Consider the following 18,561-nt stretch of genomic DNA (forward strand, 5'->3'; position numbering starts at 1 on the left):
GCACAAAAAGGGGCTTCCTAAAAAAGCGGATTAACAAAAAAGGCCCTTGGGAAAATGGCTAAAAGGAGGCTTGGCAAAGAGTTTGGCAAAAAGAGATAAAAAGGGGAAAAGGAGTTTTATAAAAGGATCTTTAAAAGGGTCTGATGGCGGCAAAGGATAGAAAAATGAATCTAGAAAAATATAGCGAACAGCTAAAAATCTTTCTACAAACAGCGCAAAGCAACGCTCTTTCTTCTGATAACCAGCAATTAATGCCTGAGCATCTCTTGCAAGTGTTCTTAGAAGATCGCCAGGGATTGACTGTCTCGCTGATCCAAAAAGCAAGTGGCGATATGCCGACTTTACGTAAAATGCTGCAAGAGGCTCTCGATGCTTTGCCTAAGGTCCAAGGGGGCAATGCTCAGCTCTATATGTCTCAGCCGTTAGCAAAAGTCTTCACAATGGCAGAAGAGCTCGCACAAAAAGCAGGGGACCAGTTTGTGACAGTAGAGCGCGTATTACAAGCGCTCAGCATAGAAAAAACAGCCAAAACAGCAGACATCCTAACACGCGCAGGCGTAACACCGCAGGCGCTTAATCAGGCGATTAACACAATGCGAAAGGGAAGAACCACATCCAGCCCGCATGCTGAAAGCCACTATGAAGCTCTGCAAAAATATGCCCGCAATTTAACACAAGATGCTCGCGAAGGAAAACTTGACCCTGTGATTGGCCGTGAAGAGGAAATTCGGCGCGCTATCCAGGTTTTATCAAGGCGGACAAAAAATAATCCTGTTCTCATTGGCGAACCAGGTGTTGGAAAAACCGCTATTGTTGAAGGATTGGCTTTGCGCATTATTAATGGCGATGTACCAGAATCTTTGCGTGACAAACAGCTTTATGCTCTTGATATGGGGGCTTTGATTGCAGGGGCTAAATATCGCGGTGAATTTGAAGAACGCTTAAAAGCTGTTTTGGCAGAAGTGCAAAATGAAAATGGGCAAATTATTCTCTTTATCGATGAATTGCACAATTTGGTCGGAGCAGGAAAAACTGATGGACCGATGGATGCTTCTAATCTTCTCAAGCCTGCTCTTGCCCGTGGCGAATTGCATTGTGTTGGGGCCACTACCTTGGAAGAATATCGAAAATATGTTGAAAAAGATCCAGCGCTTGCGCGCCGTTTCCAACCTGTCTTTGTGCCAGAGCCAACGCTTGAAGATACGATCTCTATTTTGCGTGGGATCAAAGAAAAATACGAACAACATCACAAAGTGCGCTTAGCGGATAATGCGTTAATTGCGGCGGCGCGTTTGTCGGATCGTTATATTTCTAACCGTTTCTTACCTGATAAAGCGATTGACCTTATCGATGAAGCGGCAGCACGGGTTCGTATGCAGATTGATTCTAAACCAGAAGAACTGGATGTGATTGATCGGCGTATCGTTCAACTAAAAATCGAGCGTGAAGCTTTAAAAACAGAAATTGACCCCACTGCAAAAGAACGGTTGGAAATTTTGCAAACTGAACTCAACATCTTGGAAATGCAGTCTGCAAGGATGACGATGGCTTGGCAGGGAGAAAAACAAAAGCTTGGCCATGCTGCTGATTTGAAAAAACGGCTCGAAGAAGCCCGCAATGCTCTTGCTATTGCGCAGCGCAATGGACAATTTCAACGCGCTGGAGAGTTGGCCTATAGTGTGATCCCCGAATTGGAAAGGCAGCTGAGTGTTGCTGAAAATGATGATCAGGCCAACACTTTAGTGGAAGAAACGGTTTCTGCTGAACATATTGCTCAGATTGTTTCGCGATGGACAGGCATTCCTGTTGATCGGATGCTTGTTGCCGAGCGTGATAGGCTGTTGCAGATGGAAGAGGATATTGGCAAACGTGTTATTGGACAAAGCGAGGCTGTGCGCGCTATCGCTCGGGCTGTGCGCCGTGCCCGTGCTGGCTTGCAAGACCCCAACCGCCCCATTGGTTCCTTCATGTTCTTAGGGCCAACGGGTGTGGGAAAAACCGAATTAACTAAAGCGCTTGCGACTTTTCTTTTCCAAGATCATAAAGCGATGTTACGCATTGATATGTCGGAATATATGGAAAAACATGCTGGAGCACGCTTAATTGGCGCCCCTCCTGGCTATGTTGGTTATGAAGAAGGCGGTGTTTTGACTGAGGCCGTGCGGCGGCGACCTTACCAGGTTATTCTTTTTGATGAAATTGAAAAAGCCCATCCTGATATTTTTAATCTCTTACTGCAAGTTTTAGATGAAGGACGCTTGACTGATAGTCAGGGCAATACTGTTGATTTTCGCAATACGCTGCTAATTATGACCTCTAATTTGGGAGCTGAGTTTTTAACCAATCTGGATGAGGGAGAAAGTGTTGACCAGGCCAGAGAGGATGTGATGAAGGTTGTGAAAAGTGCCTTTAGACCAGAATTTCTGAACCGTGTTGATGAGATTATTCTGTTTCAGCGTTTACAACGCAAAGATATGGAAGCGATTGTTGATATTCAAATAGAACAGCTGCAAAATTTGCTTAATGAACGCAAAATTACCGTGCAGATGGATGGCGAAGCCAAGCAATTCCTCGCCCATAAAGGCTATGATCCGCTTTATGGAGCGCGGCCTTTAAAACGAATTTTGCAAAGGGAAATTCAAGACCCACTGGCTGAAAAGATTTTGTTAGGACAAATTCCAGAAGGCGCAAGTGTGCATATTACAAAAGAGGGCAATGAATTGCAGTTTTCTGCTTTTCAGAAACCTCAGAAAAAAGCTCAATAAAAAAATTGAAAAGATAAGGGACATAACAAGCATCAAGAAAAGATACGAAATATTGACGAATTTAACAAAAATTTGTAGTAAAGCGTCGCCTCTGAAATCATCATTATGTGTTTCTTGCAAAGGATGAGAAGAAAGTGAGGATTTTTAGGGAGTTTAGTTTATAAGCTCTCCCTCGCCGTAAAAATGGTCATTCATGATCATTGAGGTCTACGGATTTAGAGTTCTTTTAAAAGAAAGGTTTATCTTATGGGTGGTTTTTGGACTTTGATGTTCTTGTTGTCGATTTTTGGTGGAGCAGGATTGTTGTCTAAGAAAAGTGACAATGCTGGTACAAGTGGAGGTAGTTCTCAAGTAGCTTCTCTTCAGGCTTCGTCTACTGTTGAGGCTGTGTCTACTGCTGATGCTGTGTCTACTACTGTTGAAGTTTTCTCCACTTTTGTATGAAGACTGTCCTTAAATTATAATAAATAGTCTAAGCATTTTTCCCGCATTCTCTGGGAAGTATGCAGAAAATAACAAAGGGCTCTTACTCTTAGGCAGTTCAAATTTAGGAGAGTGAGAGCTCTTTAATTTATTTTATTTTCCTTATTTAGAATTATAATGGCAATGGCTGCGGACATTGACATGTCCAGAACATAGAAACAACAAACATTCTGAGCATGTTTAATTGGCGCCCCTCTCAGTCTGTGTGGGGCTATGAAGAGGGAAGCGTGCTGACATAAGTGGTACGGTGGCGGCTTTACGGGGTGATTCTTTTTGACAAAAATGAAAAAGCCCATCTCGATATTTTTAATCTCTTAACGTGCAAGTGCTGGATGAGGAAGCCGAAAATTTCTCTTCCATAAAGGCTATGATTCGCTTTGTGGGGCGCGGCCTTTAAAACGAATTTTGCAAAGGGAAATTCAAGACCCACTGGCCGAAAAGATTTTGTTAGGACAAATTCCAGAAGGCGCAAGTGTGCATATTACAAAAGAGGGCAATGAATTGCAGTTTTCTGCTTTTCAGAAACCTCAGAAAAAAGCTCAATAAAAAAATTGAAAAGATAAGGGACATAACAAGCATCAAGAAAAGATACGAAATATTGACGAATTTAACAAAAATTTGTAATAAGGCACCGCCTCTGAAATCATCATTATGTGTTTCTTGCAAAGGATGAGAAGAAAGTGAGGACTTTTGGGGAGTTTAGTTTATAAGCTCTCCCTCGCCTTGAAAAGGGTCATGAATGATCATTGAGGTCTATGGATTTAGAGTTCTTTTAAAAGAAAGGTTTATCTTATGGGTGGTTTTTGGACTTTGATGTTCTTGTTGTCGATTTTTGGTGGAGCAGGATTGTTGTCTAAGAAAAGTGACAATGCTGGTACAAGTGGAGGTAGTTCTCAAGTAGCTTCTCTTCAGGCTTCGTCTACTGTTGAGGCTGTGTCTACTGCTGATGCTGTGTCTACTGCTGATGCTGTGTCTACTACTGTTGAAGTTTTCTCCACTTTTGTATGAAGACTGTCCTTAAATTATAATAAATAGTCTAAGCATTTTTCCCGCATTCTCTGGGAAGTATGCAGAAAATAACAAAGGGCTCTTACTCTTAGGCAGTTCAAATTTAGGAGAGTGAGAGCTCTTTAATTTATTTTATTTTCCTTATTTAGAATTATAATGGCAATGGCTGCGGACATTGACATGTCCAGAACATAGAAACAACAAACATTCTGAGCATGTTTAATTGGCGCCCCTCTCAGTCTGTGTGGGGCTATGAAGAGGGAAGCGTGCTGACCTAAGTCGTGCGGCGGCGACCTTACCAGGTTATTCTTTTTGACAAAAATGAAAAAGTACATCTCAATATTTTTAATCTCTTAACGTGCAAGTGCTGGATGAAGAAGCTAAGCGATTCCTCGCCCATAAAGGCTATAATCCGCTTTATGGGGCGCGGCCTTTAAAACGAATTTTGCAAAGGGAAATTCAAGACCCACTGGCTGAAAAGATTTTGTTAGGACAAATTCCAGAAGGCGCAAGTGTGCATATTACAAAAGAGGGTAACGAATTGCAGTTTTCTGCTTTTCAGAAACCTCAGAAAAAAGCTTAATAAAAAAATTGAAAAGATAAGGGACATAACAAGCATCAGAAAAAAGATACGAAATATTGACGAATTTAACAAAAATTTGTACTAAAGCGTCGCCTCTAAAATCATCATTATGTGTTTCTTGCAAAGGATGAGAAGAAGGTGAGGATTTTTGGGGAGTTTAGGTTATAAGCTCTCCCTCGCCTTGAAAATGATCATAAATGATCATCGAGGTATATAGATTTAGAGTTATTTTAAAAGAGAGGTTTATCTTATGGTAGGTGAGTTGTTTGCGTCCGCGGTGTTATTGCTTGCGAGTGTGGGTGCATTCGTAGTGAAATTGTCTAAGGAAAGTGAAGCTGTTCAGGCATCGGGAGATAGTTCTGAAGGAGTTCCTTCTGGGGTTTCGCATACTGCTGATACTGTGACTGCTGCTGATACTTCGTCTATTGCTGATGCTTTGACGACTCCTGAGGTTGTGTCTGTTGCTGATGCTTTGTCTACTGCTGCTGAAGTTTTCTCTGCTTTTGTATAAAGACAGTCCTTAAATTATAATAAATAGTCTAAGCATTTTTTCCGCATTCTCTGGGAAGTATGCAGAAAATGACAGAGGGCTCTTACTCTTAGGCAGTTCAAATTTAGGAGAGTGAGAGCCCTTTAATTTATTTTGTTTTCCTTATTTAGGTTTATAAGGGCAATGGCTGCGACATTGACATGTCCGGAACATAGAAAAACATTCTGTGCATGTTTAATTGGCACTCCTCTCAGTCTGTGTGGGGCTATGAAGAGGGAAGAGTGCTGACCTAAGTTGTGCGGTGGCGGCTTTACTAGGTTATTCCTTTTGACAAAAATGAAAAAGCCCATCTCGATATTTTTAATCTCTTAACATGCAAGTGCTGGGTGAGGAAGCCAAGCGATTCCTTGCCCATAAAGGCTATAATCCGCTTTATGGGGCGTGGCCTTTAAAACGAATTTTGCAAAGGGAAATTCAAGACCCACTGGCCGACATGAATGACCCTTTTAAAGGGAGGGAGAGCTTATAACCTAAACTCCCTAAACATCCTCACTTTCTTCTCATCTTTTGCAAAGATTTTGTTAGGACAAATTCCAGAAGGCGCAAGTGTGCATATTACAAAAGAGGGTAATGAATTGCAGCTTTCTGCTTTTTAGAAAAACACAGAAAAAAGCTCAGTAAAAAAGCTATGAAAAAATAACATACATAATATGAATACAAAAAAAGATATTAGAGATTGACAATTATGGCAAAAATGTGCAAACATGTATCGTTATTAGAATTCTCGGATATTGGTTTATCGAAGATACGAGGGAGGGGGAAAGCTAAATATGTTTTGGCTGTCTTCGTATCAAAGATAATGATTTATGGGGGGATTCTGAAATTATTATCTTTAGGAGGATTTTGTAATGGATTTAAATATGAATATGTCGGCTGTGCTGAATGTTATGGAACCTTTGGTTCAAGAGTTTGTTGGGGTTGGACCAAAACAGGTTGCTTCTGCAGTTATTGAACATCTCCCTAATTTATTATCATGGGGTATGGACGCTGTATTGACCATTCTGTAAAAATGCATCTTCCCTTTAGGTGCATTCTGGTTCTCGTCTTTTATGTTTTTAAAAAAATGTGAAAGATTTAAAGCTTTACACTTCTTAAGTGATCCTATGTTTGGGAAGATTGGAGAAAAGTTTGTTTCTTCAATTTTCCCATTTTTTTAAAAGATCATAGGGTTATTGTTGCACCATCATGGTTGCCCATCATGGTTGCATTGTATAGAGATAATCTATCCTATCAAAATTTATGAAAAATATGCTAAAATACAATATGGGTTAATAGGAGCTTTTCTTAAAAGAAGATTGTTAAACAATCAGTTGTGGTAAAAGTAGTATTTTTATCCGAAATGGTTGGAAAGGTGGCCGCTATATTCTTTAATTTTTGAAAAATCCTAATCAGTAAAAAACAACTGATTGCAAGGCAAAAATACTTAAGCTCTATGACATATTTGAATTGCATACTTTTCCATAAATCCCCTCCCCTTATATTTTTTAATCCTGTGAAAAAAATAAAATCAAATAGTATTAGTATGCTTTAGTAAAAACGTCATCGTTTGTGCGAAATTAAGAATTAAGGAAATGCCAAATACAACTGCCAAAGATATAGTTACGGGATCCATGTTAAACCTCTTATTTTTTATTTATTAATAAACCGTAATCGTTTGTACGAAACTAAAACTACGGAACCTCCAAATACAACCAATAAAGATAAAGTTAGCGGGTCCATATTAAATTTCCTATTTCTCTATATCATTTCCAAAAAATAATTACAAATCTTAATGTACGTCACTAAGTTTGTATATATATATCAATATATTGCATTATAGCTATGTGTTTTTGCATGCATTATTTTGGTGCATTTTTAATAAATTTTTTTTAAAAAGGGGACAGTTAAGAAATAGGAATTTGCGTTCAGAAAGTTGGAACCTTGTCTATGACAAAAGAAGATTCTGATGGGCTTTTTCTTGTTTAAGAAAACTTAGGTTTAATAAAAAGGTTAGATTCGTAATATCAATGAGGAGATTTATCATGTTATTTGAAACAATAGCATTTACAGTATTGTGGATTATTGGTGGGATGGCTTTTGCCGTCAAGATGGCTGAATGGGTAAATGGCACACCAGCATCAAGCTAATTAATAATAAAATTTTTTCTTTAATGTTACCCCATCATTAGTGCTTGCCACGTCGTGATTTCAATATTGGTCGGTGTAGCGCTATGATAAGAGGATTGACAAGAGGGTTGACAATGTTAGGTTTTGAGCAATGCAAATATTGCGTTCGGTATAGTTCAGAGCTTTCGGTGGTAACTTATCACCTCAGGGGGGCGTTGCCCTGTTAATAAAAAATGATCACCTTATTTGAGCGTATTTTAAATAGAATTGTTGCAAAAAGACAGTGAAAATTGGTCAGCAAAAAACTTTTATTTAGGTGATTTTTGAAAGATTGCACCGTGCTGTAACATAAGCAGAATTTGTGCTGTCATAACGAAAAAAAACAACAGATTTCTGCTCTGATGAAGAATGTAAAGAAACAGGTTCGATAAAAAGCTGTCAGAAGATAACGAACGGTTATAAGAAAACACAAGGAAGTTGACAGGCTATCCTACTTATATAAAAAAAATGGCATCATCATTCTATCTTGTTCGTTGAAAATGTAAAACGAGAGATGAGAGGACTCAGTATATAAAGATGTTTCAGCTATTTTCTGAGATACAAAGACGGCTTCTGATAGAGGGAGTCTAATTTTTTAAAGGGGGTGTTTCATGGGCGTGTTATCTATATTTTATTGGTTTGGATTTCTATTTCAGCAATGGTTCGGTGCCTAAAGGCTGTTGTTACTAAAGTTACTTCTGGGGCTATGTTTTCCAGCAGTTTTTTCTACGAGGAATTGTTAAAGCTGCATAAACCGTCACGTAGACTTTTGTATATAAAGTATAGCAATTTTGTGTGAAGTAAGCTGTCCTTTTTTAGGAACTGTAAAGAACATTTTTCTGATTTCATTGTACAAGAATTACTATAGATTTTAAGAATTTTTTATTATTTGTTTATTCTCACAGTAAGTTTTATTATAAAAAACAAGCAAAGAATATTTGTCTTATTTTTTTACCTATGCAAAAAACATTGACAAGGTTAATCCAGACACATATAATAAACGCATAATTAGAACTCTGACTGTACTTATAGAGTTGCGAGCAGCTGAGTTATTTCAGCGTTATATTTAGGTATTAGATTTTCAGAGGCATGGCTGCTCTGTTTTAGGCGTTTCTTCGTTGTTAGAAGAGGGTGTTTTGGAGCGGTTATAGTGGAGAAAGCTCTATTCTTTGCTGTCAGAACCTTTGATTTGATTTTTAGATTGCTCTTGTGGGTTAGTCCTTTTAGCGATTTTCTATTCTTGAAAGAAGGAGGTCTTATTGTGACTCATGAAAAGTTTTTTCCCCCTTGGAACAAAGATGATAATTCTTTGCGGATACCAGGAAGAGGGCAGCCAAAAGATGCATGCAATCAAACAACAAAATTGCTCAAAGATGCTATTCTTATTGCTGCTGAACAAGCAGGATACCATCATGGCCAAGAGGGGCTGGTGTCTTATCTGCAATATCATGCGTTGAATAACCCTGTGCCGTTCTTTTCACTTTTAGCGAAGGTTTTGCCTCTGCAAATAACTGAAGAAGAGGAAAGCGATGTCAAAACGATTTCGCGTATCGAGATTGTGCCTGTGGTTTCAAAAAAGAGTGCGCAGGATACAAAAACTTTCACGGAAATATCATGATTATGAGATATCAGTTGGCGAAGTACACTATTATGAACACGGGCTATTGTAAAAATAACCGCCCTGTCTATACCAAAATTTTTGAAAAATCCTAATCAGTAAAAAACAACTGATTGCAAGGCAAAAATACTTAAGCTCTATGACATATTTGAATTGCATACTTTTCCATAAATCCCCCCCCCTTATATTTTTTAATCCTGTGAAAAAAATAAAATCAATTAGCAGCAGTAGTAGGCTTTAGTAAAAACGTCATCGTTTCTATGAAATTGAAAAATACGTAACCGCCAAATATAGCAAATAAAGCTATAGTTACAGGATCCATATCAAATCTCCTATTTTTTTGTTATTAAAACCATCATCATTTATTTTTTAGTATTACTGTCATCGTTGTTATGAAATCGAAAAATACGTAGCTGCCAAATATAGCAAATAAGGCTATCGTTATGGGATCTACGTTAAATCTCCTCATTATTTATGCAATAAAACTGCCACCATTCCTATGAAATTAGAAAGTGTAGTAAATCCAAATATAGCAAGTAAAGTTATCGTTATGGGATCCATGTTAAATCTCTTATTTTTTCCCTACTACTGCAGCCGTTATTATTTCTATAAGACCAAAAAGCGAAGCAGATCCGCCTACAATCAATAAAGCCAAAGTAAATGGGTCCATATAATATCTCCTATTTCTCTATATCATTTCCAAAAGATGATTATGCCTTTTAATAGATGTCTCTCAGTTTGTAAATATTATATTATATCAATATCTTGCATTATGGCTATGTGTTTTTGCATGGGTTTTTCTTATAGGAGAAGAAGAGGTGATCTTTCAGGAAGACTCTCTTGATTTGTGCATTTCTGAAGCAAAGCTTCTTTCAACTTTTTACTCTGAATCATGTCACATACCATTTGGTCTTTATGTGTAGAGGTGATGTCATTTCTGAACATTGTTTCACCTTTGGAGTGCTCATACGAAGACTTTTAAACCCTGCGGCTTTTAATCCTGCAGTTTTTCAATTCTGATGCTTTTCAAGCCTGATCGCACATGGATGACCACGATGCAAATTTCTCTTATTCCAAAACTCATTCCTGTTTTTGCTGGAGAGGCGGATATTCGCGCCGCTTGGGGAGGGCGGGGATCTGGAAAAACACGCTCCTTTGCTTTGATGTCTGCTGTGATTGGCTATCGTTATGGCAAAGCAGGAGAGCGAGGGGTGATCTTATGTGCACGACAATTTCAAAATTCGCTCAATGAGAGCTCTCTAGAAGAAATTAAACGCGCCATTGAAGCCTATCCATTCTTGCGTGACTATTATGATGTTGGCGATAAATATGTGAAGTCAAAAGATGGTCGCATTCTTTATACTTTTGCCGGCCTTGATCGCAATATCTCTAGCATTAAATCAATGGGGCGTATTCTCCTGTGCTGGGTTGATGAGGCCGAACCTGTGACTGAAACTGCTTGGCAAACTTTGATCCCTACACTGCGTGAAGAAGGGCAGGATTGGCATTCTGAATTATGGGTGACGTGGAATCCTTTGCGTGAAAATGCTCCCGTTGAAAAACGCTTTCGCTTGACAAAAGATCCCAATATCAAAGGCGTTGAAATTAATTGGCGGGATAATCCGCAATTTCCTGATAAACTAAACCGAGATCGGCTGGCAGATTTGCATCAAAGACCGGAACAATATGGCCATATTTGGGAGGGCGATTATCTGCAGGCTGTCCAGGGAGCATATTACCAAAAATTATTGCTGGACGCTGAACAAGAGGGACGCATTGCCCATGTATCCCGTGACCCGCTTATTCAGATCAAAATCTTTTGGGATATTGGGGGAACAGGTGCTAAAGCAGATGCAACGGCTTTGTGGGTGGCGCAATTTATCGGCCGGGAAATCCGCATTCTTGATTATTATGAAGCACAGGGACAACCCCTGTCTGAGCATATTGGCTGGATATGTCATCGCGGCTATGACAAAGCGCTTATGGTGTTGCCGCATGATGGGGCGACGAAAGATCGTGTTTATAATGTGAGTTTTGAAAGTGCTTTGCAACAGGCTGGGTTTCAAACCAAAATTATTCCCAACCAGGGGCTGGGTGCTGTCAAAATGCGTATTGAAGCTGTTCGGCGTTTATTTCCTGCTATGTGGTTTAACCGTGAGACAACAAAAGCTGGGCGAAAAGCGCTGGCATGGTATCATGAAAAACGTGATGAACAACGCAATATTGGCTTGGGTGCTGAACATGATTGGGCTAGCCATGGTGCAGATAGTTTTGGGCTTTTATGTGTTGCTTATGAACAACCAACCTTGCAGCCGCGAAAGAATGTTTATCATCGTCGTCCTCCTTCACAAACTTCATGGATGGCTTTTTAAGAGAGAAAATCTCTTAAATGGGGGGCAATCGTAGCATGGTTAAACTAGTTACTGGTATCAGAATAGAATGCTCTTGTTTGGGCTATCAGAATAGTGCGGCTTGTATATTGGGTTTTCGGATTAGGGAGTGGGTTGTCGGATAGAGAGGTACTAGACTGTTAGAATTGGGCGAATGGGAGTCAGGACAGGGGTCTTGTGTTGAGTTACCGGGTAGGGGTTCTATTGGGTTTATTTGAGATTGTTAGAATTGGGCGAGTGAGCGGTCAAGATAAGGGTCTTGTGTTGATTTATCAGGTAGGGGCCTGTTGGGTTACCAGGTAGGGGTCTATTGGAACTTTAGGATTGGGCAAGTCAGTGATCAGGATAGGAGCCTATGTTTGGCGTATCAGACCGAAAGAATATTAGGCTGTTAGGATGGCGAGGCCTGTACGGGATCCTAGGTGTATAGGATGCTATGTGTATGGGATATCAAGACAGAAGGATCTGAGACTCTCGGATGGTGGGGCATAAGACAAAAAGTGTATTGGATTATTCGGGCAGAGGTTTCCGTGTTGGGAGCTGTTTAGGGGTAGCAAGATTTAGCGATTAAAATAGGGGCTTTTGTGGAGCAGGGCTCTGGTTAGGGATGAGCACACGCAGTTTTATGTATCAGGATACGCTTTTTTAAATAATTTGCCCACGAATATCAGGACGGTATGGCCCTTGTATGGGGCCATTTTTCTTTTCTCAAACATCATGGATGGCTTTTTGATGAACCAACAAATCTCCTCTTTCGAGCTGATTGAACCAATTGCACATCAGGCTCTGTTTAAAAAACTTGTTCGCTGGTATCAGGACGATATTGCCCATGTTGAGCAATGGCGCAAAAATGCCCAAGAAGATTATAATTTTTACAATGGGCGGCAATGGAATGAGCAAGACCTAGCCGTATTACGCGAACAAAATAGACCCGTTATGACCTTTAATCGTATTGCTCCTCTGGTCAATGCTGTAATTGGGGCAGAGCGCAACAATAAACGTCATGTTCAATTTATCCCACGGCAAGAAGGAACAGCCCTTGCCAACCAGATCTTAACGGGTGCTGCAGAATGGTTTCGTGATGAAGCTGATGGCGAATATGAAGATTCCGACGCGTTTCAAGATGCCATTATTTGCGGTATGGGCTGGACAGACACCCGCTTAGATTATGATGAAGACCCGCAAGGAAAACCCATTATTGCTAGGCTGGACCCTATGAAAATGGTGTGGGATACGAGTGCTGTAAAGCCTAATCTCATCGATGCGCAGCGTGTTTGGTATATTGATGAAAAACCTCTTAGTGTTGCGCAAGCTATGTTCCCCCATATCGATTGGCGCGATCTGGATGCGGATTGGGTGAAACATCCAACACAGGCTTATAACGAAGATGATGCTCTGCAGCTTCAAGACAATGCAGAAGATGACCTATGCCAGGAGGATGTTAAAATGGTCACACTGGCGGAGTGCCGCTGGTTTGAACGCGAAGTTATCTATAAAGTGTTGCATCCGCAAACAGGGCAATTTGTTGATTATAGTGAGCAGGATTTTCAACGCCTTAAACAAGAAAGCCCCCATCTCCAAGCAACACGCTTAACCAGAAAAATTGTCAAACGTGCTTTCTTAGGCAAAAAATTGTTAGAGGAGCCGGATCAGCCTTTGGTGCCTCCTAGCCAATTAGGGTGGGAGTGCATCACTGGTTATTTTGATAAACTCAGTCGGCAATTTTATGGCGTTGTGCGCCCGACAAAAGATCCACAACGATGGGCCAATAAATATTTTAGCCAAGTTATGCATTTGCTCAATAGCCAGTCTAAAGGCGGAGTGATGGCAGAACGCGACGCTTTCGACGATGACCGCCAGGCAATGGAAAGTTGGGCACGGGCAGAGAGTATTACTTGGCTCAAAAGTGGTTCGCTTGCTGCGGGGCGCATACAACCAAAACCTGTGGCACAATTTCCGGCTGGCTTTTTCCAGCTATTTAACGAGGCAAAGGGCGCTATTTCTCAAGTAACTGGATTGTCCCCCGAATTTGTTGGAACACGCTCTGTTAACCAACCGGGGGTGCTGGAAGAACAACGCCGTCAATCATCGCTCAATTTATTGGCCTCCTTTTTTGATGCATTACGACGCTACCGGCAACGACAGGGAAAAATCATTCTCTATCTGATTCAAAATTACCTCTCTGATGGGCGGTTGGTGCGGATTGCAGGTGAAGACAATGCGCAATATGTGCCGCTGACCCGCGAAATGTTCACTAGTTTGGAGTATGATATTATTGTTGATGATGCGCCTACAAGTCCGAATGAAAAAGAGCGCACATTTGCTATGATTATGCAGATTTTGCCGCTGATGCAGAATTTCACCACCCCTGATATGATGCTTGATCTTTTGCGCTATTCGCCTTTGCCGGCATCGCTCATTCAAAAAATTGCGCTGAGAGTGCAAAAGCAGCAACAAGCCAGTGATGGGCACCCTGATGACTCGCACAATAATCATAATGTTCAACAGCATAATATTCAACAAGGGAGTGAAACCGAGCAGATTTTGCAGGCTGTGATGCAAGGGATGATGACATCGGGGAGCAATGGTACCAGGAGGCTGTGAATAGTGGCCGTGATGCAGAAGGCTGTGATGCTGGGGAAATGGTGCTGGGTGCTATGCAAGTCCATATAAGTACGGGCCAAGAGAGGGGCAGTAGGAGGTATGGGTTAAGAGCCGTGACGCCAGAGACTAAGAGTGGGGGTCATAAGTAGGGGGCCCATGCAGAGGCTTTGAATGGGGCCGTGATGCTGGGGAAATGGTGCTGGGTGCTATGCAAATGCCATATGAGTACGGGCCAAGAGAGAGGCGGTAGGAGTAAGAGGTATGGGTTAAGAGCCATGATGCCAGAGACTAAGAGTGGGGTTCATAAGTAGGGGGCCATGTAGAAGCCGTGAATGGGGCCGTGATGCTGGGGAGATGATTCCGGGTGCTATGCAAGTGCCATAGTGAGTACAAGCCAAGAGTGGGGCGGTGAGTAGGAGGAGGTATGGGTCAAGAGCCATGATGCCCTGAGGGGTTATGGGGCAAGGGAGAAGCCTGCTCCTTAAGCTTTTAGGCAGCGAGGATGAGGGGATAAGGATCCTCTCCATAAAGAAAAGAAAATTCTTAACCACGAGATTATTGTCCAAGAAAGAGAAGGTGAAAACAATGGATGAAGAAGCGTTAACAGCGATGGATGAAGAAACATTCACATTGGAAGAACAAAGCCAATTCTTGCAAGATTCCTTACATGCAGGTGTAGAGGATGAAGAAGAAAGCACCTTTTGGGCAGAAGACCGCGAAGACAATGAAGGAGTGCAGGGAGGAGAAGTGCCACCAGATCCACAAAAAGACTTTATCGGTTATATCCAGTGGTTGGGAAAGGAATTGCAAGCTAAGCGGGATAGCCAGACCCATGGTGAAGGGAAAAGAAAAGCCGGAGGATTCGAGGTTGGGAGAGGAGAAGTTGGTGGGAAAGGGATTGGTAAGAGAGAGGTCAAGGAGTTAGAAGCTGGCGGGAAAGAGGCTGGGGAAGTCACGGCTGAAGAAGTAGAGGTTAGCAAAAAAGAGATTAGGGAGATTATCGTTGGCGGTAAAGAGGTTGGAGCGAAAGACGTTGGAGCCAATGCTTCCCTCCAAGAAGCAGAGCAGCTGCGTTCATTTTTTCATCAATCTTCTGCGGCTATAAAACAAAAGCATCATGATTTTGATCAAGCGGCTAATTTTGTCTACGATATGCGCGCAACACAGCTGGCGGCTTGTGCTGCGCTCTATCCTGAAATGGCAGACCCTAAAGTTGTCGAGGCTATTATCGGTGATGAATTAAAAACAATCCTCCGCGATTGTGCCCACAAAAATCAAAACCCTGCTGAAGTGATCTACACGATAGCACAAAAAATTGGCTATACTGCTCCACAAACTGAGACGATCGACACTTTACAAGCAAAACACAATTCTGCCCGCACACTCGCTGCTTATAACGGGCTTAGCCCAAGTGGGCCCATTTCTTTGGAAATGCTCGACAAAATGTCTGAAGCAGAATTTAGCGTTTGGATCGATGATCCCAAAAATAAAACCACGTTTAATCGCTTAATGGGAGGCGTCGATATCTAATGATCTAATGAACGCCGATATCTAATCAGGGGGGGAGGAAACAAGCTGTAAATTATAAAAATATTCAATCAAGGATCTACACTCTTCAACCATAAGATCCACTGTCTTGCTCTCTTAAACATAAGACGCAAATCGCATTCTATCCCTCGCATGAACATGGCTGATCAGGCATGACAGGATGACAAGATAGGCTTATTTCGCGAGGAAAGCCAAAGAACACTTAGCAACCGGCATGATGGCCGGATTTTTTATTTCAATTGACATCATGAAAAGAGGACCAAATGACCGTAACTCATATCGGATTAAATGACCCATTGGCTGTACGCACATGGTCAAAATTACTCAATCGGGAAGTATCAAAAGCTATTCCTATTGCCCCATTAATTGGAAAAGATTCCAACAGCATTGTGCAATTAAAAGACGAAACCAACAAGGCCAGTGGTGACGCTATTAGCTTTGGTTTGCGTGTGCAATTGCTTGGCGATGGGGTAAGTGAAGGGCAGGCGCTAGAGGGCAATGAAGAAGCTTTGCAATTTCTCAATGATCGTTTGGCGATTAATGAACTTGTTCATGCTGTCCGTGTGAAAAGTGAAGGCACTATCGACCAGCAACGTGTTTTACATAATTTACGCACAGAAGCCAAAAATGGCTTAGTCGACTGGTATGCGGATCGTCTAAGTATGATGTTCTTTATTCAAGTGTGTGGTTATACCGCCAAAATAATCAATTTTGAAGGACGTACACTAACACTTAAACCTGTTCATTATGGTTTTAACACACCAACGGCCCCAACCGATAAGCGCATTGTGCGCCCCAATGGCAAAACAAAAGATGAAGATTTGAAAGAAAATGATGTTTTTGATCTCAAATTGATTGATAAAGCTGTTGAGCGCGCAAAGCTGGCTAACCCTAAAATTAGACCTGTACGCATTGATGGGGAAAATGTTTATGTGCTGTATTTGCATCCAACACAAGTGACACAATTGCGCACCAATACAGATATTGGGCAGTGGCTTGATATTACCAAAGCGGTTTATAGTGGAACTCGCGCGAAAAACCCTCTCTATAGCGGATCTCTTGGGATGTATAATGGGGTTATCCTGCGTGAGGCAGAACATGTGACGGAAGGTGTGGCAACGGGATCTGCTGGGAAAACATCAGATTCTAGCAAGAATGCAAGTGGGAATGCTGCTCAGGATGCAGGGGGAGCCCCTGTAGCCAGTGTGCGCCGTGCGGTTTTGTTGGGTGCACAAAGTGCGGTTATTGCTTTTGGGAAAGACCGTGGGGCAACACGCTATAAATTGGTGGAAGAGCTTTTTGATTATGAGCGTGAGTTTGGTGTGGCTGCCAAAACCATTATCGGGATGAAAAAAACCTGCTACCACTTACCAAATAGTGAGCAAGGGGAACAGGATTTCGGTACAATCGTTATTCCAACCTATGCGGTTCCTGCTTAAGGAGCTTATCCATATTTGGGAGAGAATTTTTCTACTGTTTTTGTGGTGGGAAGGTTACTCAAGATCAGGGGGGTGTGGATGGCCCCCTTGATGCTGTTTGATTTCATAAATCTTATTAGTGCTTTGGAGACATTCCCCCCTGCTTTTGTGGTGGGAAGGTTATTCAAGCAGGGGGGCGTAGATGGCCCCTTTGATGCTGTTTGATCTCAGAAATCTTATGGGTGCTTTGGAGACATTCCCCCCTGTTTTTGTGGTGGGAAGATTACCCAAATCATGGGGCATGGAGATAGCCCCTTGCAGCCCCCATGGAGAGCCCCTTGAAGCCCCGTTTATCAAGCAGATTTTAGCATTTGGAAAGAGTTTCCCTACCGCTTGTTCGGTGGGGAAAGCCAATAGACACAAAGGATGATTTACCTTCATGACTGTGACTCCTGTTGATCCCTATCAGACTATGACAAATTTTCAATCCAGCCCTTTTGATGTGACAAAAGCAGACTGTGCCAAAACATTGGCACGTATGGTTATGCTGATTCAAGATGAGATTGATGACCCGATGGCGGAATATGCCGTGCAAATTCAAGACTCTATTATGGCAGCTTTACGCTTGTGTGAACGGGAACCCTTTTTCTTCAATGAAAAAAAGGAGATCACTTTAAAAATACAAGTTGGAAAGACATGGTATGGGGCTGAGGATCATCCTTTTATCGGGGCGATGATGGCACTTGAGAGTGTGTTTTTAGAAAATCCTGCGGCAGGACAAACGCAACTTCTTTATAAAAATGCCGAGAGCTTGTACAAAAGCTACGGGGATGATGGGTATTTCAGCAGGGGAGAGGGGTCTGGTATAGGATCCGGAGATGGTGAGGATAAAGGGTCCGAAGGACCTGAAGGATCGATGGATAACGGGCATTCCAGTGAGGATGGTAGGGGTGAAGGATCCGGAGATGGAGAGGATAAAGGGTCCAAAGGACCTGAAGGATCCATGGATGACAGGCATTCCAGTGAGGATGTCAGGGATGAAGGATCTGGAGATGGTGAGGATAAAGGGTCCAAAGGATCTGGTGCCTTTTCCAATCTCCTTCAGGGAACCCCTATTTTTTATACCTTTTGGCAGCATAAATTAGGGCTCTTCCCAACACCAAACAAGGTTGAGACTGTTCGTCTTTGTTATGTGCCTTTTCGTTTTGATGAGGGGGCTTGCATACAAGAAGATAATCCTTGGTTGATTTATGCCTTTGATCTCATTAAGGCACGAGCAAAATACGAACTCTACAAAAATATCCTCAAAGATCCTGAATATGCTGCTGTTTCTTTTAATGATTTTCAAGAACAGCTGCAAATTTTGCGTTCTCAAACCTCACGCAGTAAAGGACATACAACCATTCTTGCAACGGGGTTTTAAACGGGAGATTCGATAGGGATTTTGACG

Annotated in this window: 10 protein-coding genes and 4 pseudogenes; all 14 read left to right on the top strand. The window is 41.7% G+C overall.

Going from position 1 to position 18,561, the window contains the following annotated elements; genetic code table 11:
* Positions 1-164: 164 nt before the first annotated feature.
* Positions 165-2,765 (top strand): ATP-dependent chaperone ClpB, encoded by a 2,601-nt coding sequence (gene clpB, locus BARBAKC583_RS01060; protein ID WP_005766061.1) that lies wholly within the window; start codon positions 165-167, stop codon positions 2,763-2,765.
* 246 nt (positions 2,766-3,011) lie between these two features.
* Complete coding sequence (locus BARBAKC583_RS01065) at positions 3,012-3,209, top strand: hypothetical protein (protein ID WP_005766062.1); 198 nt, start codon at positions 3,012-3,014, stop codon at positions 3,207-3,209.
* A gap of 381 nt (positions 3,210-3,590) precedes the next feature.
* Positions 3,591-3,794 (top strand): annotated as a pseudogene (locus BARBAKC583_RS07205) (hypothetical protein); the annotation flags it as partial.
* 246 nt (positions 3,795-4,040) lie between these two features.
* Positions 4,041-4,256: a hypothetical protein gene (locus tag BARBAKC583_RS01070; RefSeq protein ID WP_005766064.1), complete on the top strand. Its 216-nt coding sequence runs from the start codon at positions 4,041-4,043 to the stop codon at positions 4,254-4,256.
* A 248-nt stretch (positions 4,257-4,504) separates the two neighbouring features.
* Positions 4,505-4,839, top strand: a pseudogene (locus BARBAKC583_RS06765) (AAA family ATPase); the annotation flags it as partial.
* A gap of 310 nt (positions 4,840-5,149) precedes the next feature.
* On the top strand, positions 5,150-5,350 hold the full coding sequence (locus tag BARBAKC583_RS01085; RefSeq protein ID WP_011807288.1) for a hypothetical protein: 201 nt from the start codon (positions 5,150-5,152) through the stop codon (positions 5,348-5,350).
* A 370-nt stretch (positions 5,351-5,720) separates the two neighbouring features.
* Positions 5,721-5,822 (top strand): annotated as a pseudogene (locus tag BARBAKC583_RS07210) (hypothetical protein); the annotation flags it as partial.
* Between the two features lie 427 nt (positions 5,823-6,249).
* Entirely contained in the window at positions 6,250-6,396 is a 147-nt protein-coding gene (locus BARBAKC583_RS06940) for a hypothetical protein (protein ID WP_172952858.1), read from the top strand.
* A gap of 2,398 nt (positions 6,397-8,794) precedes the next feature.
* On the top strand, positions 8,795-9,151 hold the full coding sequence (locus tag BARBAKC583_RS01090) for a hypothetical protein (RefSeq protein ID WP_011807291.1): 357 nt from the start codon (positions 8,795-8,797) through the stop codon (positions 9,149-9,151).
* 1,046 nt (positions 9,152-10,197) lie between these two features.
* On the top strand, positions 10,198-11,523 hold the full coding sequence (locus BARBAKC583_RS01095; protein WP_035453325.1) for a PBSX family phage terminase large subunit: 1,326 nt from the start codon (positions 10,198-10,200) through the stop codon (positions 11,521-11,523).
* A gap of 735 nt (positions 11,524-12,258) precedes the next feature.
* Positions 12,259-14,145: a portal protein gene (locus BARBAKC583_RS01105; RefSeq protein WP_011807293.1), complete on the top strand. Its 1,887-nt coding sequence runs from the start codon at positions 12,259-12,261 to the stop codon at positions 14,143-14,145.
* Between the two features lie 585 nt (positions 14,146-14,730).
* A complete protein-coding gene (locus BARBAKC583_RS01110) occupies positions 14,731-15,675 on the top strand; it encodes a hypothetical protein (protein ID WP_005766082.1) in 945 nt (314 codons plus the stop codon).
* Positions 15,676-15,956: 281 nt separating this feature from the next.
* Positions 15,957-17,132, top strand: coding sequence for a N4-gp56 family major capsid protein (locus BARBAKC583_RS01115; protein ID WP_005766084.1), 1,176 nt, complete (start codon positions 15,957-15,959; stop codon positions 17,130-17,132).
* 1,081 nt (positions 17,133-18,213) lie between these two features.
* Positions 18,214-18,534: pseudogene (locus tag BARBAKC583_RS07005) on the top strand (hypothetical protein); the annotation flags it as partial.
* Positions 18,535-18,561: the final 27 nt, after the last annotated feature.

The sequence above is a fragment of the Bartonella bacilliformis KC583 genome (assembly GCF_000015445.1).
Lineage (GTDB): Bacteria > Pseudomonadota > Alphaproteobacteria > Rhizobiales > Rhizobiaceae > Bartonella > Bartonella bacilliformis.